Source organism: Microbacterium oryzae (assembly GCF_009735645.1).
GTDB lineage: Bacteria > Actinomycetota > Actinomycetes > Actinomycetales > Microbacteriaceae > Microbacterium > Microbacterium oryzae.
Window position 1 is genome coordinate 2861795 of record NZ_CP032550.1, and the last position, 20942, is coordinate 2882736.

General features: G+C 72.0%; 17 protein-coding genes and 1 riboswitch. Of the genes, 2 read left to right on the plus strand and 15 right to left on the minus strand.

Features of this window, described 5'->3' with window-relative positions; genetic code table 11:
* Positions 1-40 precede the first annotated feature (40 nt).
* Entirely contained in the window at positions 41-1498 is a 1458-nt protein-coding gene (locus D7D94_RS13340) for an XRE family transcriptional regulator (protein WP_156243081.1), read from the minus strand.
* Between the two features lie 112 nt (positions 1499-1610).
* On the opposite strand from D7D94_RS13340, the gene D7D94_RS13345 reads away from it, so the two are divergent.
* Complete coding sequence (locus tag D7D94_RS13345) at positions 1611-3467, plus strand: phosphoenolpyruvate carboxykinase (GTP) (protein ID WP_156243082.1); 1857 nt, start codon at positions 1611-1613, stop codon at positions 3465-3467.
* Positions 3468-3569: 102 nt separating this feature from the next.
* On the opposite strand, the gene D7D94_RS13350 is transcribed toward D7D94_RS13345, so the two are convergent.
* Together D7D94_RS13350 and D7D94_RS13355 are read right to left on the minus strand one after the other, a co-directional pair.
* Entirely contained in the window at positions 3570-4643 is a 1074-nt protein-coding gene (locus D7D94_RS13350; protein WP_156243083.1) for a winged helix DNA-binding domain-containing protein, read from the minus strand.
* A 269-nt stretch (positions 4644-4912) separates the two neighbouring features.
* Positions 4913-6853 (minus strand): ABC transporter ATP-binding protein, encoded by a 1941-nt coding sequence (locus D7D94_RS13355; protein WP_156243084.1) that lies wholly within the window; start codon positions 6851-6853, stop codon positions 4913-4915.
* Between the two features lie 83 nt (positions 6854-6936).
* On the opposite strand from D7D94_RS13355, the gene D7D94_RS13360 reads away from it, so the two are divergent.
* Positions 6937-8337: a dihydrolipoyl dehydrogenase family protein gene (locus tag D7D94_RS13360; protein WP_173024344.1), complete on the plus strand. Its 1401-nt coding sequence runs from the start codon at positions 6937-6939 to the stop codon at positions 8335-8337.
* A 159-nt stretch (positions 8338-8496) separates the two neighbouring features.
* Here D7D94_RS13360 and D7D94_RS13365 read toward each other — a convergent pair whose 3' ends face one another.
* The 12 genes from D7D94_RS13365 to D7D94_RS13420 form a co-directional block, all read right to left on the minus strand.
* Positions 8497-9915: an MFS transporter gene (locus D7D94_RS13365; protein ID WP_156243085.1), complete on the minus strand. Its 1419-nt coding sequence runs from the start codon at positions 9913-9915 to the stop codon at positions 8497-8499.
* Positions 9916-10131: 216 nt separating this feature from the next.
* A complete protein-coding gene (locus D7D94_RS13370) occupies positions 10132-10482 on the minus strand; it encodes a Fe-S protein (RefSeq protein ID WP_156243086.1) in 351 nt (116 codons plus the stop codon).
* A gap of 77 nt (positions 10483-10559) precedes the next feature.
* Positions 10560-11033, minus strand: a complete 474-nt coding sequence (gene ribH / locus D7D94_RS13375; protein ID WP_156243087.1) for a 6,7-dimethyl-8-ribityllumazine synthase — start codon at positions 11031-11033, stop codon at positions 10560-10562.
* Positions 11030-12316 (minus strand): GTP cyclohydrolase II, encoded by a 1287-nt coding sequence (gene ribA / locus D7D94_RS13380; RefSeq protein ID WP_156243088.1) that lies wholly within the window; start codon positions 12314-12316, stop codon positions 11030-11032. The genes ribH and ribA overlap by 4 nt, the downstream gene beginning before the upstream one ends.
* Entirely contained in the window at positions 12313-13068 is a 756-nt protein-coding gene (locus D7D94_RS13385) for a riboflavin synthase (protein ID WP_156243089.1), read from the minus strand. The genes ribA and D7D94_RS13385 overlap by 4 nt, the downstream gene beginning before the upstream one ends.
* A 1-nt stretch (position 13069) precedes the next feature.
* Positions 13070-14104 (minus strand): bifunctional diaminohydroxyphosphoribosylaminopyrimidine deaminase/5-amino-6-(5-phosphoribosylamino)uracil reductase RibD, encoded by a 1035-nt coding sequence (gene ribD / locus D7D94_RS13390; protein ID WP_156243090.1) that lies wholly within the window; start codon positions 14102-14104, stop codon positions 13070-13072.
* 56 nt (positions 14105-14160) lie between these two features.
* Positions 14161-14307: riboswitch (FMN riboswitch) on the minus strand.
* Positions 14308-14381: 74 nt separating this feature from the next.
* Complete coding sequence (locus tag D7D94_RS13395) at positions 14382-15245, minus strand: Fpg/Nei family DNA glycosylase (protein ID WP_156243091.1); 864 nt, start codon at positions 15243-15245, stop codon at positions 14382-14384.
* A 77-nt stretch (positions 15246-15322) separates the two neighbouring features.
* The gene (locus D7D94_RS13400; protein WP_246171808.1) at positions 15323-15958 is read right to left on the minus strand and encodes a GNAT family N-acetyltransferase; all 636 of its coding nucleotides are present in this window, start codon (positions 15956-15958) and stop codon (positions 15323-15325) included.
* Complete coding sequence (gene trpS / locus D7D94_RS13405) at positions 15951-16958, minus strand: tryptophan--tRNA ligase (RefSeq protein ID WP_156243092.1); 1008 nt, start codon at positions 16956-16958, stop codon at positions 15951-15953. The genes D7D94_RS13400 and trpS overlap by 8 nt, the downstream gene beginning before the upstream one ends.
* Before the next feature lie 43 nt (positions 16959-17001).
* Positions 17002-17946: an NUDIX hydrolase gene (locus D7D94_RS13410; RefSeq protein ID WP_156243093.1), complete on the minus strand. Its 945-nt coding sequence runs from the start codon at positions 17944-17946 to the stop codon at positions 17002-17004.
* Positions 17943-20126, minus strand: a complete 2184-nt coding sequence (locus tag D7D94_RS13415; RefSeq protein ID WP_156243094.1) for an RNA degradosome polyphosphate kinase — start codon at positions 20124-20126, stop codon at positions 17943-17945. Before D7D94_RS13415 ends, D7D94_RS13410 begins: the two co-directional genes overlap by 4 nt.
* A 49-nt stretch (positions 20127-20175) precedes the next feature.
* A complete protein-coding gene (locus tag D7D94_RS13420; protein ID WP_156243095.1) occupies positions 20176-20859 on the minus strand; it encodes a response regulator transcription factor in 684 nt (227 codons plus the stop codon).
* Positions 20860-20942: the final 83 nt, after the last annotated feature.

Below are 20942 nucleotides of genomic sequence, written 5' to 3' on the forward strand. Positions count from 1 at the left end.
GAAGACCGCGGCCCGGTGGCCGCGGTCTTCGTCGTCTCGGTCAGTGCTCGGTGTGCCGATCGAGGAACTCGTACACCTCGAGGTCGTCCACGCCGGGGAACGCGCCGCGGGGGAGCGGCGAGAAGATGTGCGTGTGCACGCGGGCGCTCGGCCAGGCCTTGCCGCGCCAGGGCGACTCGGTGACGCTCTGCGGCCGCCGGCAGCACGACTCGTCGGGGCACGTCGACACCGCGCGCGCCGGGGTCTCCCGCCCGCGCCACCACTTCGCGTCGTCGAACGGCACGCCCACGGTGATGGAGAACTCGCCGGAGCTGCGCGCGCCGGTCTGCGTGGCGCACCAGAACGTGCCGGCGGGGGTGTCGGTGTACTGGTAGTGCTCGGTGGTGCGGTTCTGCTGCTCGAACGCGTTCCGCGCGGAGAACTTGCGGCAGACGATCTGCCCCTCCACGGCGCCCGTCACGTCCTCGGGAAGGGGGAGCCCGTCGTTCTCGTACACGCGCTCCACCTGCCCCTGGCCGCCCACACGGAGGAAGTGCAGCGGCATCCCGAAGTGCTTGGTGAGCAGGTTCGTCATCCGCATCCCGGCGGCCTCGTGCGTGACGCCGAACGCGTCGCGGAGGTCCTCCACCGCCAGGTTCCGGTCCTTGCGCGCGCGGTCGAGGAACGCGACGGCCGCGGTCTGCGGGACGAGGCAGCAGGCGGCGAAGTAGTTGATCTCGAGGCGCTGCTGCAGGAAGTCGGCGTAGTCGGTGGGGCGCTCGTGGCCGAGCAGCCGGTGCGCCATGGCCTGCAGCGCCATCGACCGCAGGCCGTGGCCGCCGGGGATGGACGCCGGCGGCAGGTAGATGCGGCCGTTCTCGATGTCGGTGATCGATCGCGTCGACGAGGGGAGGTCGTTGACGTAGATGAGCTCGAAGCCCAGCTGCTCGGCCATGACGCTCACGGTGCGGTGCTTGAGCGCGCCGCCGGTGTGCCCGGCCGCCCGCAGCTGGCGCTCCGCGAGCTCCTCGATCTCGGGGAGGTAGTTGTCCGCCGCGCGCTGCCGCAGGCGCAGCTCGGTGTTGGCGCGGCGCGCCTCCTCGGGCGTCGCGCTCGCCTCGTTCTCGCGCCGCTGCAGCTCGCGGTGCAGGCCGATGATCGACTCGATGGTCTCGTCGCTGAGGCCCTTCGTCACCTTGATCGGCGGGATGGCCAGCTGGCGGAACACCTGGCTGGACTGCACGCGCTCCAGCTCGATCTCGAGAGCGGCGCGCCGGTTCGGCGGCTCGCCCGAGATGAGGTCGGTGACGTGGGTGCCGAGCGCATCCGCGAGTGCCTGCAGGAGCGACAGCTTCGGCTCCCGCTTGCCGTTCTCGATGAGGCTGAGCTGGCTGCCGGCGACCCCGACGAGCGCGCCCAGCTCATCGAGGGTGAGCCCGCGCAGCACGCGGTGGTGGCGGATGCGGTGGCCGAGCGTCTTCAACTCGATCCCGGACTTGTGCTCGGTGGTCGGCGGCATTCCTTGAGCATAGCGAAAGATCACAGCTTCTTTCAGCCCGAAGTGGCGTAAAAGAGTCGCAGAACCGCGAGAACCTGGCAGAGCGACACCGCATCACATCGAAGGAGCTCTGATGGCCATCGCCGAATCCCTCGCCCCTCACGCGGCACACGACCTCGCCGCGCTGGGCGCGCGGCCCGCTTTCGACGGACCCGGCATGGCGGCCCTCATCGCGTGGGTCGACGAGATCGCGACGCTCACGCAGCCCGACCGGATCCACTGGGTCTCGGGCAGCGAGGAGGAGCGCACCGCGCTCCTCGACGGAATGGTCGCCGCGGGCACACTGATCCGGCTCGACCCCGAGAAGCGCCCGAACTCGTTCCTCGCCCGCTCCGACGCCGGCGACGTCGCCCGCCTCGAGTCGCGCACGTTCATCTGCTCCGAGCGCGAGGAGGATGCCGGCCCGACGAACAACTGGGCGGAGCCCGCCCACATGCGCGAGACGATCCAGCCGCTCTTCCGCGGCTCGATGCGCGGCCGCACCCTGTTCGTCGTCCCGTTCTCGATGGGCAAGGTCGGCGGCCCGCTGTCGAAGCTGGGCGTGCAGATCACCGACAGCCCCTACGCCGTGGCCTCGATCCAGATCATGACCCGCGTCGACGAGGAGGTCACGCGCCTCATCGCCGAGGGAGCGGAGTGGGTGCGCACGGTGCACTCCGTCGGCGCCCCGCTCCATCCCGACGAGGCCGACGTGCTCTGGCCCTGCAACGACGAGAAGTACATCGTCCACTTCCCCGATTCGCTCGAGGTCTGGTCGTTCGGCTCCGGCTACGGGGGCAACGCCATCCTCGCGAAGAAGTGCTACGCGCTGCGCATCGCCTCGGTTCTCGGGCGCGACCAGGGGTGGATGGCCGAGCACATGCTCCTCATCCGCGTGGTCGACCCGCAGGGCCGGGAGTACCACGTCGCCGCCGCGTTCCCGTCGGCCTGCGGCAAGACGAACCTCGCGATGCTGCGTCCGACCATCCCGGGCTGGAGCGTGCAGACGCTCGGCGACGACATCACCTGGATCCGTCCGGGGGAAGACGGGCGCTTCCACGCGATCAATCCGGAGGCCGGCTTCTTCGGTGTCGCCCCCGGCACGGGCGTGACGACCAACATCACGGCCGTCGAGACCCTGCGCGAGAACGTGCTCTTCACGAACGTCGCGCTGACCGACGACGGCGACGTGTGGTGGGAGGGGCTGACCGAGGAGACGCCCGCGCACCTCATCGACTGGCAGGGGCAGGACTGGACGCCCGACTCCGGGCGCCCGGCCGCGCACCCGAACTCGCGCTTCACGGTGAGCGCCGCGCAGGCGCCGTCGATCTCGGACGACTGGGAGGACGCGGTCCCGCTCGACGCCATCCTGTTCGGCGGCCGCCGCGCGACGAACGTGCCGCTCGTCGTCGAGGCGCTCGACTGGGAGCACGGCGTGTTCCTCGGGTCGACGATCTCCTCGGAGCGCACCGCCGCCGCGGAGGGGACCCTCGGCGAGCTGCGCCGCGATCCGTTCGCCATGATGCCCTTCTGCGGCTACAACATGGCCGACTACTTCGCCCACTGGCTGGAGATGGGCGGCACCGCCGCGCAGCTGCCGCGGATCTTCCAGGTCAACTGGTTCCGTCGCGGTGCGGATGGCCGCTTCCTCTGGCCCGGGTTCGGCGAGAACTCGCGGGTCGTCGACTGGATCATCCGCCGCCTTCAGGGCGAGGCCGAGGCCATCCCCTCGCCGATCGGGCTGCTGCCGGTCGTCGACGAGCTGAACCTCGACGGGCTCGACCTGCCGGCCGCCGACCTCGAGGAGCTCTTCGAGGTCGACCCGGACTCCTGGCTCGCCGAGGCGCAGCTGACCGAGGAGTTCTACGACACGTTCGGCGACCGCCTGCCGGCGGCGCTGCGCTCCCAGCTCGCGGCCCTGCGCGGCCGCCTCCAGAACGCGAAGGCCTGATCCGCACAGACGGCCTTCCGCCGCGTCGCCCGGACCGCACGCCGAGCGCGCACGGCCCGCCCCTTTCCGATCAGGGGCGGGCCGTTCCATGTCTTCCGGCCGTCAGCTGCGCAGGATGGCCAGGGCCCGATCGACCGCGGACGTCGCCTCGTCGTGACCGAGGGGAGCGCCGTCGAAGACCGTGAGGGCGGGCGCGCCGTCTGCCCGCACGGACGGTGCCGGCGGCTTCCAGACGCCGACGATCTCGCCCTCGTGCACGATGATCGGGCGGACCATCCCGTTCCGCCCCGGCCCGACCGCCGCGTGCGCGGCGGGGCTCCCCGTCGCCGAGCGGTCGGCGTAGGAGATGCAGTACTCCTCGAACGTCGGCAGCGCGAGCGTCGCGGGAGCGTTCGCGCGCGCCCGCGGCGGGGCCGGAGCGGCGTAGTGCGGTTCGGGCTCCTCGTCGACGACGCGGAGCCGGTGCGCGGCTGCCCCCGCTGCCGCGCGGCTGGCGCCGAGCGGCAGGCCGGCCCACCACGCGAAGTCGCGCACGGTCGCCGGGCCGTGCCCCGCGATGTACCGCGCGAAGAGCTCGGCGGCCGGGTCCGCGGGCGTCGCCCGGCTCCGGATCCACTCGTCGGCCAGCACCAGGTGCTGCTCCCGCGGCTCGAGGCCTTCGCGCCGCACGACCGGCCCCCATACGAGCAGTCCGCGGATGGCGAGGGTCGCGATCAGGTGATACCCGCGCTGGCCGGCGGTGGAGAGTCCGTCCGCCTCCCACACCGCGAGCAGCTCGGCTCGGGTGAGACGTCCGCCGCCGAGGAGCGCTCGGGTGGCGAGGGTCTCCGCCCGCGCGACGTCGGCTCCGCCGAGGCCGAGGTCGGCGATCCGCTTGGCGTCACCGCGCAGCATGCGCGCGCCGGTGACGGAGAGCATCCACCCGAGGTCCTCCGCCGCGACGGTGTGGAGGGTGCCGCGCTGCGTCCACGCGCGCACCAGCGCGCCGTCGTCGAAGGCCCGGTCGACGGCGGAGACGCCCGCGTCGCGGGTGCGCGCGGCCAGCGCCAGGCGACCGCCCCACAGATCCTGGGACTGCGTGGCGGCGAGGTGCCGGGCGGCCTCGACGACCGTGGCCGCCGGTGCGATGAGGCGGTGGTGGCGCAGGCGCGCTCGCCGCAGCTCCGTGACGTGCATGGGCTCATCCTGCCGCGTGCGCTCCGAGACCGCATGCTCCACGTGCGGTGCACGAGCGGCGAGGCAGGGCGGGAGCGTTCGCGCGGTCTCAGAGCTGCTGCGCGAGCGTCCGTGCGGTCTCGGAGCGGGAGTGCGGTCTCGGAGCGTGCCCGCCGAGCTCAGCGGCGCGGCCGCCGAGCGCCGGCCGGGTCTCGGAGCGCGGGCGCGGTCTCGGAGCGCGGGCGCGGTCTCGGAGCGCGGGCGCGGTCTCGGAGCGGGAGCGCGGAGGCTCAGACGAGCAGCTGGTGCTTGGCGAGGTCGCGGTAGAGCGGCACGGTCTGCACGAGCTCCGAGTGCGTCCCCTGGCCCACCACGCGGCCGTGCTCCAGCACGACGATGAGGTCGCTGTCGACGACGGTGGAGAGGCGGTGCGCGATGACGATCAGGGTCCGTCCTTCGGCGACCGCGTCGATGGCCTCACGCATGCGCTGCTCGTTCACGCCGTCGAGCGACGATGTCGACTCGTCGAGCAGCAGGATGGGCGGCGCGGCGAGCAGCGCCCGCGCGATTGCGAGGCGCTGGCGCTCGCCGCCGGACAGCATGATGCCGTCTTCGCCCACGGAGGTGTCGATCCCGAGCGGGCTGCGATCCACGACGTCGCCGAGGTTCACCGCGCGCAGCACCCGGTCGCAGGCGGCATCGTCGGCGTCGGGCGACGCGAGGCGCAGGTTGTCGGCGAGCGTGCCGGCGAGGGTCGGCGCGTCCTGCTCGACATAGCCGAAGTGCGCTCGGAGCTGCGCGCGCGGCAGATCGCGGATGTCCACGCCGTCGAGGAGGACGGCGCCGCCGGTCGGGTCGTAGAAGCGCTCGATGAGCGAGAGGATGGTCGACTTCCCGGCTCCCGAGGGGCCGACGAGCGCGACGCGCGCACCGCGGGGGACGTCGAAGGACACGCCGCGCAGCACCTCGCGGTCGACGCTCGAGTCGCTCGGCGCGGCCGTCGTCGCCTCGTCGAGGGGCTCGAGCGGCTCGAGCGTCGCGGGCTCGAGGTGCGCGCGCTCGATGGCGCGCTGCGCCTCACGGGCGGCCTCCTCGCGCGCGGCCACCGCGGCCGCGGGGTAGGCGAAGCGGACGTCGCGGAACGCGATGGCGGGCGAGGTCGTCCGCGCGGGCGCGGTCACCGAGGCGGGCTCGCCGGCGCGCACGCGGTCGTCGGCGTCCTCGGTGGGCAGATCCAGCACCTCCTGGATGCGGCCGAGCGCGCCGAGCGCCTGGCCGACGCTCGCGATGGCGCCGAAGGCGGATCCGAGCGGCATCACCAGGAGGAAGAGGAACATCACGAACGTCACGAGGCTCGCGATCGAGAGCGCCCCGGAGGCGACGCGCATGCCGCCGACCCCTAGCACCACGAGCAGCGACACCTGCAGGGCGACCCCGGCGACGGGCACCACGAGCGCCGACGCGCGGGCGACGCGGAGTCCGGCCCGGTAGGCGGCGGCCGCCATCGTGCTCACGGCGTCCGCCTCGCGTTCTGTCGCTCCGGCCGCGCGGATGGTCCGGATGGACCCGATCGCGCGCTCGACGCCGCTGGAGAGCTCGCCCACCCGCTCCTGCTGCTCTGCGGAGGCGGAGCGGATGCGGGACGAGAGCAGGCCCACACCGACTGCGGAGACGCCGATGACCGCGACGATGGTGAGGAGCAGCACGGGGTCGATGAAGACCATGGCGATGAGCGCGCCGACGAACAGCAGCGCATTGCCGATGCTGTCGGCGAGGCCCTGGGTGAGCACGGCATACAGCAGGGTCGTGTCGGTGCCGACGCGCGAGACGAGGTCGCCGGTGCGCCGGGTGTCGAACTCGCGGATGGGCAGGTGCAGGATGCGCGCGATGAGCTGACGCCGGCTCGAGTGGACGACGGCCGTTCCCGTGCGCTGGAGGAGGTAGTGCTGGTACGCGCCCACCGCGCTGGAGACGACGACGAGCAGGACGAGGGCCCACAGCAGCCATTCGAGCGGGGTGCTGGACTGCACGCGCTCGATGACCTGGCCGATGAGGAGGGGCTGGACGAGCGTCGCGACGGCCTCGATCACGCTGAGCACGGCGACGACCACGAGCACGCCGCGGTGCTCGAGCAGGAACGGCAGCAGCTGGCGGAATGAGGCGCGAGGACCGTCGTCGGCGCTCCTGCGCGCGAAGGGCGAGCGGCGGGTGCGCGGAGCGGTCTGACTCACGTCTCCAGCCTAGGCACCGCGGTCGGGGGTTGGCCGGGAGCCGGGGGTGTACCGGGATGGCCGTGCCGCGTAGCGTCGGGACCATGAGTGTGCGCGAGACGGATGTCGTGGTGATCGGAGCAGGCCCCGTGGGCGAGAACGTCGCCGACCGGGTCGTGAGAGGCGGCCTTCGTGCCGTGATCGTGGAGGCGGAGCTCGTCGGCGGCGAGTGCTCGTACTGGGCGTGCATGCCGTCGAAGGCGCTGCTGCGCACCGGCGCCGCACACCGGGCGGCGCAGGCGGCGGGGGTCGAGGACGGGCGCGTGGACCGGGATGTCGTGCTGCGTCGTCGCGATTCCTTCACGAGCGGATGGGACGACTCCGGCCAGGTGCAGTGGCTCCAGTCGGCGGGCATCGACCTCGTGCGCGGGCACGCCCGCCTGGCCGGCGAGAGGCGGGTGGTCGTCTCCGGCGGCGATGAGGAGGTCGAGATCGTCGCCCGCCATGCGGTGGTGGTGACCGTGGGATCCGCGGCGCGCCTGCCGGGCATCCCCGGCCTCGCCGAGGCCGAGCCGTGGACCAGCCGCGAGGCGACCGCGCTGCAGACGGTGCCCGGGAGCATCGCGATCATCGGCGGCGGGGTCGTGGCGACGGAGGCGGCGACCTTCCTCGCCGACCTCGGCAGCAGGGTGACCGTGCTCGCGCGCAGCGGGCTGCTCACCGCGTTCGAGCCGGTCGCGGGAGAGCAGGTCGCCGGCGCGCTGCGCGAGCGCGGCGTCGACATCCGCGAGGGCATCGCGCCCGCTCGCGTGACCCGCGACGAAGCCGGCGTGCAGATCGAGTTCGGCGACGGGGAGCCGCTCCGGGTCGACGAGGTGCTCGTCGCCACCGGGCGGGTGCCGCGCACCGAGGACCTCGGGCTCGAGACGGTGGGCCTCGAGCCGGGGGAGTGGATCGCCGTCGACGACACCCTGCGGGTGGCCGGATCGGACTGGCTCTACGCGGCCGGCGACGTCACGCACCGGGCGCTGCTCACGCACCAGGGAAAGTACCAGGCGCGGGCGGCGGGTGACGTGATTGTCGCGCGCGCGACCGGCGGCGAGGTCCGCGACCGGCCGTGGGGTGCTCACGTCGCGACCGCCGACCACGCCGCCGTGCCCCAGGTGGTCTTCACGGATCCGGAGGTCGCCGCCGTCGGGCTCACCGCCGCACAAGCGCAGGACGCGGGGATGCGCGTCCGCGTGGTCGACTACGACCTCGGCTCGGTCGCGGGGGCGTCGCTCACCGCGGACGGGTACGCGGGCGCCGCGCGCGCCGTCGTGGACGAGGACCGGCGCGTGCTGGTGGGCGTGACCTTCGTCGGCGCGGGAGTGGCGGAGCTGCTGCACGCGGCGACCATCGCGGTCGTCGGCGAGGTTCCGCTCGAGCGCCTGTGGCACGCGGTGCCGGCCTACCCGACCATCAGCGAGGTGTGGCTGCGCCTGCTGGAGACGTACGGCCTCTGACTCCCCCCGATCCACTTCGCCAGTGCGGGCGAGCCGGTTCCGCCCCGGATCGCGTGTCGCCCGCACTGGCGAGCCGGGCCATCCGCGATCGTCATCCGCACAGCGGAAGGCCCGCGTGATCCCGCCGGAGCGGGACCACGCGGGCCGGGAAAACTCGACTCAGCGGCGTGCGGCGGCGGCCACGGCGGCGTCGTCGTCGAGGTCGACGTCCTTGGTCTCCTTGCCGATGATGAGCGCGATGAGGGTCAGCACGCCGGCGAGCGCGAGGTAGACGCCCACCAGCCACGGGTTGCCCTTGCCGACGCTCCACAGCCACAGGGCGATGGAGGGCGCCACGGCCGCGCCGAGGATCGACGCGACGTTGTACGAGATCGCCGACCCGGTGTACCGGACGTTCGTCGGGAACAGCTCGGGCAGCAGCGCCCCCATCGGGCCGAAGGTCATGCCCATGAGCAGGAAGCCGAACACGAGGAACGCCTGCACGAGGGCGCCGGTGAACTTCTCATCGCCCTGCGGCAGGAGGAAGACGACGAACAGCAGACCGAAGACGATGATCGCGGACGTCACGCCGATGAGCAGCTTCCGGCGGCCGATCGCGTCGGCGAGCGGACCCGACAGCAGCGTGCAGAGGCCGAAGAACACCACGCCGATGATCTGCATGAGCACGAAGTCGACGTAGGCGAAGCCGAGACCGGGGACGAAGGATCCGGCGTCCGCGCCCTCGGGCGCCGTCATCGGCCGGGTGCCGTACGCGAGCGTGAAGCTCGTCATCAGGTAGAAGAGCACGTACGTCGCGAGCATGTAGAACGTGCCGAGGATGAGCGGACGCCAGTGGTTGCGCACCGTGGCGCCGAGAGGGAACTTCTTGATCGCTCCGCTCTTCTCGACCTTCGCGAACGCGTCGGACTCCACGAGCTTCAGGCGGACCCAGAGGCCGATGATGACCATCACGGCGGAGAAGAGGAACGGGATGCGCCATCCCCAGGCGAGGAACGCCTCCGAGGCGGTGCCGCCCTCGCCGGGCATCGTGAAGTTGATGATGAGGAACAGCGTGTTGGCGATGATGAAGCCGATGGGCGCGCCCAGCTGCGGGAACGTCCCGTAGAGCGCGCGCTTGCCGGCCGGCGCGTTCTCGGTGGCGACGAGCGCGGCGCCTGACCACTCGCCGCCCAGCGCGAAGCCCTGGGCGAGACGGAGGACGAGCAGGAGGAGCGCGGCCAGCCATCCGATCGACTGGTACGTCGGCAGCACGCCGATGAGGAAGGTCGCGATGCCCATGGTGAGCAGCGACGCCACCAGCGTCGCCTTGCGCCCGAACTTGTCGCCGAAGTGGCCGAACACGACCGCCCCGACGGGGCGAGCGAGCATGGCCGCGCCGAAGGTGGCGAACGAGGCCAGCAGCGCCGTCGTCTCGTTGCCCGTCGGGAAGAACAGCGCGGGGAAGACGAGGACGGCCGCGGTGGCGTACGCGTAGAAGTCGTAGAACTCGATCGTGGTGCCGACGAGGCTCGCGGTGATGACGCGGCCGCGCGAGTTCGCGGGCTTCGCCGCCGAGGAAACAGGGGTGGTGGATGTCATGAGGGCCTGTCAGAGGAAGGGCCGCGCTCCCGAGGAGGCGCGGCGCGGAATCACGCCGTGTCGGAGGGGGAGCAGCGCCGCCGCCCTCCGGACACAGCGAGCCATCCTACTCCTCGTGAGCAGAACGACCGCGACGGGCGCCGCCCGCGCGTGAAGTGCGCAGGGCGGCGCCCGTCGTGGAGTGAGTGCTTGAGCGGAGTGCTCAGCGGTCGAGATTTACCAGATCACTGCGATGGCGGCGTTGGCGAGCGTCATAATGCCCACCGCCCAGAACATCGCGGGTGCGATCTGCGCACCGCGCTTCTGTCGGGCGCCGAGAACGCCGAGGAGGCCGCCGATGACGAGCAGGATCACGAGCTTGATCCCGATCTTCAGGTAGTTGAAGTCGGCGTCGGTACCCCAGGGCGCCGAGAGCGCCAGGCCCGCGATCAGCGAGAGCGCGAGCCCCCATTGCATGAGGCGGGTCACCTGGACGCGGCGGTTCGCCACCTCCACGAGCCATGAGCCGAAGATCGTGGCGAAGCCGACGAGGTGGACGAGAAGGACGATGCTGCGCAGGGTCTCCATGCGCACAGCATACGAGACTTCTACATATCGTAGAAGCCGGTGCTCCTCGGCTCAGTCGCTCGTCTGCTCCGGCGCGCTCAGCTCCGCAGCGCGCGGAGTGCGAGCACGGTGCGCAGGGCGGCGTCGGCCGCCTCGGCGCCCTTGTCCTCCTTCGATCCCGGCAGGCCGGCGCGGTCGATGCCCTGCTGCTCGTCATCGAGGGTGAGCACGCCGAAGCCCACCGGCTTGCCCGTGTCCAGCGCGACGCGCGTGAGGCCATCCGTCGCCGCGCTGGAGACGAAGTCGAAGTGCGGGGTGCCGCCGCGGATGATCACGCCGAGCGCCACCACCGCGTCCGCGCCCGCGTCGAGGGCCGCCTTCGCGACGACCGGGAGCTCGAAGGATCCCGGCACGCGCACGAGCGCCCACTCGGCACCGGCGGCATCGAGGGTGCGCTGCGCCCCGGCGATGAGGCCGTCGGTGATCTGCTCGTGCCAGGTGCCGGCGACGACCGTCACGCGGACGCCCTCCGCCGCGACCTCGCCCTGCTGGGGTGCTCCCTTGCCGCTCACTTGCCTGCTCCTTCGTGCATCTGGGCGACGGCGGCGGCGAGCGCCTCCTCGCCGATGATGTGACCCATCCGGTCGCGCTTGGTCTCGAGGTACTGGTGGTTGTTGGGCCCGACGCCGACGATGAGGGGCACCTGCTCGACGACCTCGATGCCGAGGGCGCGCAGCTGGCTCACCTTGTCGGTGTTGTTGGTCAGCAGGCGCAGCTTCTCCACGCCCAGGTCGGCGAGGATGCCTGCCGCGGCGGCGTAGTCGCGCGCGTCGGCGGGCAGGCCGAGCGCCGTGTTCGCGTCGACGGTGTCGTATCCGCGCTCCTGCAGGGCGTACGCGCGCAGCTTGTTGATGAGGCCGATGCCGCGGCCCTCGTGCCCGCGCATGTAGATGACGACGCCGCCGTCCTGCTCGATGGCGTCGAGCGCCGCGTCGAGCTGCGGGCCGCACTCGCACTTCAGGGAGCCAAAGGCCTCGCCGGTCAGGCACTCCGAGTGCACGCGCACGAGCGGGGCGCCGTCGGAGAGGTCGCCCTTCACGATCGCGAGGTGGTCGGTACCGGTGATGCGGTCCTTGTACGCCAGGAAGCGGAAGACGCCGTGCGAGGTGGGGACGGTGGAGTCCGCGCGGAGGCTGACCTGGCGCCGGAAGGGCGCGGCCGACGCCGCGGACGGCTCGTGCTCCTCGAGGTAGGCGATGAGCTGCTCGATCGTGATGACGGGGACGCCCTCGCGCTCGCCCATCTCGAGGAGGGCGGGCAGGCGCATCATGTCGCCGTCGTCCTCGACGATCTCGCCGATGACGCCGACCGGCGCGACGCCCGCGAGGCGCATGAGGTCGACGGCCGCCTCGGTGTGGCCCGAGCGCTCGCGGACGCCGCCGGGCACCGCGCGCAGCGGGAGGATGTGGCCGGGCCGGATGAGGCTCGTCGGCGTCGAGTCCGGGTTCGCGAGGACGTTGACCGTCCGCGCGCGGTCGTGCGCGCTGATGCCGGTGGTCACGCCATCGGCGGCGTCGACGCTCACGGTGTAGGCGGTCGAGCGCGCGTCCTCGTTCACGGCGACCATCGGGGGGAGGTCGAGCCGGTCGGCCCATTCCTGCGGCATGGGCGCGCAGAGGAAGCCCGACGAGTAGCGCACCGCCCACGCGATGACCTCGGGCGTCGCGAGCTGCGCCGACAGGATGACGTCGCCCTCGTTCTCGCGGTTCTCATCGTCGGCGACGATCACCGGGCGCCCGGCGCGGATCGCGTCGAGGGCCTCGGGGATGGTCGACAGCTTGCTGGCAAGGCTCATCGGGAGCCCCCTTCGGGAGTGGAACGGAGGATGACGAAATCGGCGGCGGGGACGTCGTAGGTGGCGAACGAGGATTCGGCGCCCGTGCCGGCCTCGCGCTGGGCGCGCGCGATCGGATGGTCGCCCGCGAGATCCACAGGACGGCTCGCGCCGAAGGAGAGCAGCCGCTGCACGTGGCGAGCGAGGATGTCGGTCTCGAGATTGACCGCGTCGCCCACGCGGCGCTCGCCGAGGGTCGTGGCCTCGAGCGTCTCGGGGATGAGCGACACCTCGAACCACGGCGTCGGCTCGTGCGCGGGGCTGACCGCGCTGACGGTGAGCGAGACGCCGTCGACCGCGATCGACCCCTTGTCGACGACGAGCGGCGCGAGGGCAGGAGCCAGCGCGATGCGCACGACCCGCCACTGCTCGCCGGGGCGGACGTCGACGACCGTTCCGGTGCCGTCGATGTGACCCTGCACGATGTGCCCGCCCAGCCGCCCGCCCGACGCGGTCGCCCGCTCGAGGTTGACCGGCCATCCGACGCGCGCCGCGTCGAGCGTGGACATGTCGAGCGTCTGCTTCATGACGTCGGCGGTGAAGCCGTCGGCGGTCCAGCCGACGACGGTGAGGCAGACGCCGCTGACGGCGATCGAGTCGCCGTGGTGCACGTCCTCGATCACGCGGGGGGCGTGGAGCGTCAGGCGCACGCCGTCTCCCGAGGGCTCGATCGCCGTGATGCGGCCGATCTCCTCGATGATGCCGGTGAACATGTCAGCTGCCTCCTTCGGGGGCGGATGGGGCGGGGCGGGCCACGACGAGGAGGTCGTCGCCGAGGCGGTCGATCTGCTCGATGGCGAGCCGCCGCTGCTGGGAGATGGTGGCGACGCCGATGTCGGCGAGGGCGGTGCGGCTTCCGCCGAGGAGGGTCGGCGCCAGGTAGACGAGGACGCGGTCGGCGAGACCCGCCGCGAGGAAGGCGCTCGCGAGGGTCGGCCCGCCCTCGACGAACACGCGGTGCAGGCCGCGGTCGTGGAGATCGGCGAGCACAGCTGCGAGATCGCGCGTGGGGTAGTGGAGGACGTCGTGGGGGTGGCGGCGGATGGCTGCGCCCGCAGGGATCTGAGCGCGTCCGATGACGACGGGGACGGGCTGGGTCGGGCGGAGTCCCGCGTCATCGCGCGCCGTGAGGGCGGGGTCGTCGGCGAGGAGCGTGCCCGTGCCGACGACGATCGCGTCGGCCTGTGCCCGGCGTGCGTGGACGTCCGCGCGGGCGAGCGGCCCCGTGATCCACTGGCTCGTGCCGTCGGCAGCCGCAGCTCTGCCATCCAGGCTCTGCGCCCACTTCACCGTCACGTGCGGGCGTCCGAGGGTGCGCGCGGTCAGCCACGGCTCGAGGAGCGCGCGCGCCTCGTCCGCGAGGAGGCCGCTCTCGACGTCGACGCCGGCGGCGTGAAGGCGCTCGCCGCCCCCGCCCTCGACGTCGCCCGGATCGGGCAGCGCGAAGACGACGCGCGCGACGCCGGCCGCGATGAGAGCCTCGGCGCACGGACCGGTGCGTCCGGTGTGATTGCAGGGCTCGAGCGTGACGACGGCGGTCGCGCCGCGCGCGGCGTCGCCCTCGAGGTGCGACAGGGCGTCGACCTCGGCGTGCGGGGTGCCCGCACCGCGATGCCAGCCCTCCGCGAGGACCTCGCCGGAGGGCGAGAGGAGGACCGCCCCGACCTGCGGGTTGCGGCTGCGGGGCCCGCGGCGCGCGAGCTCGAGCGCGCGGGCCATCGCCCGCTGCTCCGCCTCGCTGAACGCCATTCGAACCTCCTGGTCGTGGCACCGGGGATCGCGAACGGCGCCCGCAGCGGGCGTCGTCACGTGCTGCCTCTCATCCGGACTCGCAGGCTGCGCCTGCATCACCGTCGGTCCCGGAATCCCACCGGATCGGCCGCCGTCATCATGACGGCGGTTCGCGGACTGTCACCGCCGGTTCGGATTCTCACCGACCCCGGAGCACGTTCTTCGCACTCAGCATAATCAACCGCGCGCGAGAGGCGTTATTCCCGAGTGCATGCGTCCGTATATTTCACGTCGCTCACTTCAGCAGTCGCGAGAGCCGCCGGTCCGCGAGGATCTTCCCGCCCGTCTGACAGGTGGGGCAGTACTGGAAGTCGGTATCGGCGAAGAACACGCTGCGGATGGTGTCGCCGCAGACGGGACAGGGTTCGCCCGCTCGCGCATGCACGGCCATCCCGCGCCGCTTGGCGTCCTTGAGGTCGGCCGGGGGCTTGCCCGATGCCGCGTCGATCGCCTCGGCGAGCGTCGTGCGCATCGCGTCGTAGAGCCGATCGACCTCGGCCTCGTCGAGCTTCGCCGCCAGCGCATACGGCGACATGCGGGCGGCGTGGAGGATCTCGTCGGAGTAGGCGTTGCCGATCCCGGCGATCACCGACTGATCGCGCAGGAGCCCCTTGATCTGCGTGCGCCGCCCCTCGAGCAGTGCGCCGAACGTCGCTCTGTCGAAGCCCTCCGCCAGGGGGTCGGGGCCGAGGCGAGCGATTCCCGGGACCTCGGCCGGGTCGCGCACGACGGAGACGGCGAGCGACTTCTTCGTGCCGGCCTCGGTGAGGTCGAAGCCCGAGCCGTCGTCGAAGCCGATGCGCAGGGCGATGGGCGAGCGGCCGGGCTTGATCACGGTCGCGGGCAGCGTCTCGTGCCAGCGCAGCCACCCTGCCTTCGCGAGGTGGAAGACCAGGTGCGCACCGCCATCCGTCGCGATGTCGACGAACTTGCCGTGCCGTTCGACCCCGGTCACCCGCGAGCCCTCGAGGGAGTCCAGCGGTGGGTCGTACGTCTTCAGCGCGGCGATGGCGGTGAGCCGCGCCTTCGCGATGACGAGCCCCTCGGCGCGTGCGCGCAGGTAGCGCACGAGCCCCTCCACCTCCGGCATCTCTGGCATGCGGCCATCCTCGCACCGGCCGCGGACATCGGGGCGGGGGTTGCGCAGGGCGGACGCGGCCCTACGGCTCCGCGGCCTCAGCGCGCGGCGGCTCCCGCGCGGAGGGCGCGGCCGCCGCGGGCGCGGCGCCGCATCACCGGCAGAGCGGACGTGAGCGGAGCGAGCACCGGCCAGTCCACGGGGGAGCGGTCGTCGCCCGACACGAGTCCGGCAAGCCACGCGTCTTCACGGCGTCCCGCGGTACGGGTGCCCTGACGGCGGACGCCCTCGAAGCGGAAGCCGAGCGAGCGGGCGAGCCGCGCCGAGGCGACGTTCCCCGCGACCGCGTGCCACTCCAGGCGCTCGAGGCGCATCGGGCCCAGTGCGAAGTCGACGACCGCGCAGCCGGCCTCGGCGCCGTAGCCGCGTCCCCGCGCGGCGGCGGAGACCCAGTACCCGATCTCGGCGGCGCCGTCGGCGATGCGGTGCAGGCCGACCATGCCGACGAGGCCGGTGGCGTCGTGGATGGCCCAGGTCAGCTCCTCGCCGCTCTGCCACCGCTCGGCGGTCAGCTCGACGAACTGCTCGGCGTCCTGTCGCGTGTACGGCGACGGCACGGTGGTCCAGCGCTGCACCTCGGGGTCCTGGCAGGCCAGGTGGATCGCGTCGATGTCGGCCTCGGTCGGCGGCGTGAGGACGAGGCGACCGGTGCGCAGGGTCAGCAGATCATGCACGGCGCAGCAGGCCCATCCGGTCGTAGGCGGCGTTCAGCGTCTCGTCGGCGACGGCCGTGGCCTTCTCGGCGTTGACCGCGAGCACGCGGTCGAGCTCTGCGGGGTCGTCGAGCAGCTCGAGCGCGCGGGCGCGCACCGGCTCGAACTCCGACACCACGACGTCGCGGAGGCCCTTCTTGAAGTCGCCGTAGCCGCGACCGGCGTACTCGTCCTCGATCGCCGGGATCTGCCTGCCCGTGAGCGCGGCGTAGATCGTCAGCAGGTTCGAGACGCCCGGCTTCCCCTCGCGGTCATAGCGCACGACGCCGTCGTTGTCGGTGACCGCGCGCATGATCTTCTTCGCCGTGACGTCGACGTCGTCGAGCAGCCAGATGACGCCCGCGTGCGACTCGGCCGACTTCGACATCTTCGCCGCCGGGTTTTGCAGGTCGTAGATCCGTGCCGTGTCGGCCTGGATGACCGGCTGCGGCACGCGGAACGTGTCGCCGTAGCGGGAGTTGAAGCGCTCGGCCAGGTCGCGCGTGAGCTCCACGTGCTGCTTCTGGTCGTCGCCGACCGGCACGACCTGCGTCTGGTACAGCAGGATGTCCGCGGCCATGAGGATCGGGTAGGTGAACAGACCGACGTTGGTCGCGTCGGCACCGTAGCGCTGCGACTTGTCCTTGAACTGCGTCATGCGCCCGGCCTCGCCGAAGCCGGTGATCGTCGAGAGCACCCACGCCAGCTCGGCGTGCGCGCGCACGTGCGACTGCACATAGAGGGTCGAGCGCGAGGGCTCGATCCCCGCGGCGATGTACTGCGCGGCGGTGCGGCGCGTCTTCTCGCGCAGCTCGGCGGGGTCGTTCGGCTGAGTGAGGGCGTGCAGGTCGACGACGCTGAAGAACGCGTCGTACGTGTCCTGCATGTCGCGCCACTGCAGGAGCGCCCCGATGTAGTTGCCGATCTGAAGAGAGTCGGCCGAGGGCTGCATTCCCGAGTAGAGGCGAGCTTTCTGAGTCACCTGACGATTGTAGGCGGCGTTCCCGCGCACCCCTGCACGAGCCTCACGCCCCGGGCTTGTGCGTCTCGATCGCGACGATCCCGGCTCCCGGGTGCTCGACCGACACGTGCACGACCGCGAACGCGCCGGGGTCGAGGGTCGACGCGCTCTCGAGCTCGGGGCCGCTGACGGTACCGGTGGCCAGGGCCAGCTCCCGGAGGATGGCGGGGATCACCGGACGATGGCTGCAGAGAACGGATGGCCGCCCCGCCCGCACGCGCCGGCCCACGACCTCGCGGACGTCCGCCGTGCCATCCGACCACGCGTCCTGGCTGATGAGCGAGGTCTTCGTGACGCGGCGACGCAGCGCCTTCGACAGGGGTGCGACGGTCTTCACGCAGCGCTCGGCGGGGCTCGAGATGATCTTGCGCACGCCGAACGCGCTCACCGCGCCGACCACGGCCTTCGCCTGCTCCTTGCCGCGCGGATGCAGCGGCCGGTCGGTGTCCTCGCCGTCCCAGTCGTCGCGGGAGACGGCCTTGCCGTGCCGCAGCACCACGATGGGGAAGGTGCGGAGGCTCGCCGAGCGCCGCAGCCGCTCGAAGCGGTCCAGGATGTCCTGGTCGACCGGGTAGCTCAGCCGTTCGCGGGCGGCGGCGACGGTCACCCACTCCAGCCCCGCGATCTCCTTGTTGGGGACGAACGTGCTGGCCTGGATGGCCTCGGTCGTCGCCTCCGCGGCCCAGTAGTGCACGATCTTCTCGCGTCCGGACGGCTGGATGTAGACGGACTGGCCGACGGATGGCCCGAGGGCGACGCGCAGGCCCGTCTCCTCGTGGATCTCCCGCACCGCGGTCTGCGGGAGCATCTCGCCCGGGTCCAGCTTCCCCTTCGGCAGGGAGACGTCGCGGTACTTGCCTCGGTGCACGAGCAGGACGAGGAGCTCGCCGTCCAGCTCGCGCCAGACCACGCACCCCGCCGCGTACACGGGCCGACGGCTCGAGCTCATCGAGCCGCGCGCGGACGGCGGCGACGCTGGATCGCGGCCATGGTCCGGTCCTGCACATCGGCGAGCGGGCGGCCCTTGTCGTCGCGGTGGTGCCGCGTCCACACGCCCTCCGCCCCGAGGTGCCACGTCGCGCTCGCGTCGTCCATCCCGAGGTCGAAGAACGACTGCAGCTCCTTGATGTGCTCGGGGCTCGTCACGCGCACGAGCGCCTCGACGCGGCGGTCGAGGTTGCGGTGCATCATGTCGGCGCTGCCGATGTAGACCTCGGGGTCGCCGTCGTTCGCGAACGCGAAGATGCGCGCGTGCTCGAGGTAGCGCCCCAGCACGCTGCGCACGCGGATGTTGTCGCTCACGCCCGGCAGGTCGACGCGCAGACTGCAGATGCCGCGGACCCACACGTCGACCTGCACGCCGGCCAGCGATGCGCGGTAGAGCGCGTCGATGATCTGCTCGTCGACCATGGAGTTGACCTTGATGCGCACATGTGCGGGCTTGCCCGCGGCGGCGTGACGGCGCTCGCGGTCGATGAGGCGCAGGAGCCCCTTCCGCAGGTGCAGGGGGGCGACGAGCAGGCGCTTGAACTTCTTCTCGATCGCGTACCCGCTCAGCTCGTTGAACAGGCGGGTGACGTCGCGGCCCACCTCGGGGCTGCAGGTGAAGAGCCCGAGATCCTCGTAGATGCGGCTGGTCTTCGGGTTGTAGTTGCCCGTGCCGACGTGCGTGTAGTGCCGCAGCACGCCCTTCTCCTCGCGGATGACGAGCGCGAGCTTGCAGTGCGTCTTCAGCCCGACGAGGCCGTAGACGACGTGCACGCCGGCCTTCTCGAGCTTGCGCGCCCACTCGATGTTGTTGGCCTCGTCGAAGCGCGCCTTCACCTCGACCAGGGCGAGCACCTGCTTGCCCGACTCCGCGGCGTCGATGAGCGCCTGCACGATGGGGCTGTCGCCCGAGGTCCGGTAGAGGGTCTGCTTGATGGCGAGCACGTGCGGGTCGCGCGCGGCCTGCTCGAGGAACGCCTGCACGCTCGTCGCGAACGACTCGTACGGGTGGTGCACGAGCACGTCGCCCTTGCGGATGGCGCGGAAGATGTCGCCGCGCGCGTGCTTGGAGTCGGCATCCGCGGCCTGGAACGCCAGCGGCGTCACCGGCAGGTGCGGGGTGTACTTCAGCTCGGGACGGTCGATGCGGCTGAGCCCGAACAGCGAGCGCAGGTCGAGCGGCGACGGCAGGCGGTAGACCTCCTGCTCGGAGATGTCGAGCTCCCGGATGAGGAGGTCGAGCGTGACGTCGTCCATGTCCTCGGTGATCTCCAGGCGGATGGGCGGGCCGAAGCGCCGCCGCAGCAGCTCGGCCTCCAGCGCCTGGATGAGGTTCTCCGACTCGTCCTCCTCGATCGTCACGTCCTCGTTGCGCGTGAGGCGGAACGCGTGGTGATCGAGGATCTCCATGCCGGGGAAGAGGTCGGCGAGGTTCTCGGCGATGAGGTCCTCGAGCGCGATGAACCGGATGCTGTCGGGGGCGTCGTCCTTCGCCGGCACCGGAACGAGACGCGGCAGCATCGGCGGCACCTTGAGGCGCGCGAACTCCTCGCGGCCCGTGCGCGCGTTGCGAATCCGGATGGCCAGGTTCAGCGAGAGGCCGGAGATGTACGGGAACGGGTGGGCCGGGTCGACCGCGAGCGGCATGAGCACCGGGAAGACCTGGGTCTGGAAGTAGTCGTAGAGGTACTCGCGCTCGCCGTCGTCGAGCTCGTCCCATCGCGCGAAGTCGATGCCCGCCTCCGAGAGGGCGGGCTTCACCTCCTCGTTCCACACCTCGGCGTGACGGGCCTGGAGCTCGTGCGCGAGGTCGGAGATGTTGGAGAGCACCTTGGCGGGGGCCGTGCCGATGTTGCTCGGCACGGCGAGGCCGGTGACGATGCGGCGCTTGAGGCCCGCCACGCGCACCATGAAGAACTCGTCGAGATTGCTGGCGAAGATCGCCAGGAAGTTCGCGCGCTCCAGGAGCGGCAGCGTGGGGTCCTCGGCGAGCTCCAGCACGCGGTTGTTGAACGCGAGCCAGCTGAGCTCGCGGTCCATGAAGCGGTGCTCGGGGAGGTCCGCGTCGGGCGCCTCCACCATCTCGTCGAAGTCGTCGTCCTCCGTGTCGAAGCCGGGGTCGACCAGCGGCGCATCCGTCATGTGCCTATCCTGGCACCCGCCGGAGACGCTCGCGAGAACGGATCGCGGCTCAGCCTCTTCCGCGCGACGTCTCGTCCTCGTCGGCCGTGAACCGGTAGCCGACATTGCGGACGGTGCCGATGAGCTGCTCCAGGTCCCCGAGCTTGGCGCGCAGACGCCGCACATGCACGTCGACGGTGCGCGTGCCGCCGAAGTAGTCGTAGCCCCAGACCTCGCTGAGCAGCTGCTCGCGCGTGAACACGCGGGAGGGGTGCAGCGCGAGGAAGTGCAGGAGCTGGAACTCCTTGTAGGTGAGATCGAGCGGCTTGCCGTTGACCTTCGCCGAGTAGGCGGACTCGTCGATCGTGATCCCCGACGTCTGGATGCGCCCCGAGGTCTCCTCCGGCGTGCGCCTCCCGAGCGCCAGCCGCACCCGTGCGTCCGCCTCGGCGGGGCCGGCCGTGGTGAGGATGACGTCGTCCACACCCCATTCCGGGGAGATGGCGGCCAGCCCGCCTTCCGTGACGATGAGCACCACCGGCGCGGAGACGCCCGCGGTCGCCAGCAGCTTGCACAGCGACTTGGCGCCGACGAGGTCCACGCGCGCATCGAGGAGCACCGCGTCGGCGTCGGCCGCCTCCACCAGATGGGCGGCGTCGGCGGGAGCCGTCCGCACGCGGTGGCTCAGGAGCTCGAGCGCGGGCAGGGGGGCTTCTCCGCCGGGGGCGGAGCTGAGCACGAGGAGCTGAGCCAAGCGAAGTCCTTTCGCGGCGGTGGGGTCCGCCCCGTGTCTCCGATGATAGGGGGCGCCGGCGTCGGCCTCTGACGGGGCGTCAT

Excerpts from the sequence above, each read along its gene's own strand:
- D7D94_RS13340 (WP_156243081.1), bottom strand. The coding sequence starts at position 1,498 with ATGCCGCCGACCACCGAGCACAAGTCCGGGATCGAGTTGAAGACGCTC.
- D7D94_RS13345 (WP_156243082.1), top strand. The coding sequence starts at position 1,611 with ATGGCCATCGCCGAATCCCTCGCCCCTCACGCGGCACACGACCTCGCC.
- D7D94_RS13350 (WP_156243083.1), bottom strand. The coding sequence starts at position 4,643 with ATGCACGTCACGGAGCTGCGGCGAGCGCGCCTGCGCCACCACCGCCTC.
- D7D94_RS13360 (WP_173024344.1), top strand. The coding sequence starts at position 6,937 with ATGAGTGTGCGCGAGACGGATGTCGTGGTGATCGGAGCAGGCCCCGTG.
- D7D94_RS13365 (WP_156243085.1), bottom strand. The coding sequence starts at position 9,915 with ATGACATCCACCACCCCTGTTTCCTCGGCGGCGAAGCCCGCGAACTCG.
- D7D94_RS13370 (WP_156243086.1), bottom strand. The coding sequence starts at position 10,482 with ATGGAGACCCTGCGCAGCATCGTCCTTCTCGTCCACCTCGTCGGCTTC.
- ribA (WP_156243088.1), bottom strand. The coding sequence starts at position 12,316 with ATGAGCCTTGCCAGCAAGCTGTCGACCATCCCCGAGGCCCTCGACGCG.
- D7D94_RS13385 (WP_156243089.1), bottom strand. The coding sequence starts at position 13,068 with ATGTTCACCGGCATCATCGAGGAGATCGGCCGCATCACGGCGATCGAG.
- ribD (WP_156243090.1), bottom strand. The coding sequence starts at position 14,104 with ATGGCGTTCAGCGAGGCGGAGCAGCGGGCGATGGCCCGCGCGCTCGAG.
- D7D94_RS13395 (WP_156243091.1), bottom strand. The coding sequence starts at position 15,245 with ATGCCAGAGATGCCGGAGGTGGAGGGGCTCGTGCGCTACCTGCGCGCA.
- D7D94_RS13410 (WP_156243093.1), bottom strand. The coding sequence starts at position 17,946 with ATGAGCTCGAGCCGTCGGCCCGTGTACGCGGCGGGGTGCGTGGTCTGG.
- D7D94_RS13415 (WP_156243094.1), bottom strand. The coding sequence starts at position 20,126 with ATGACGGATGCGCCGCTGGTCGACCCCGGCTTCGACACGGAGGACGAC.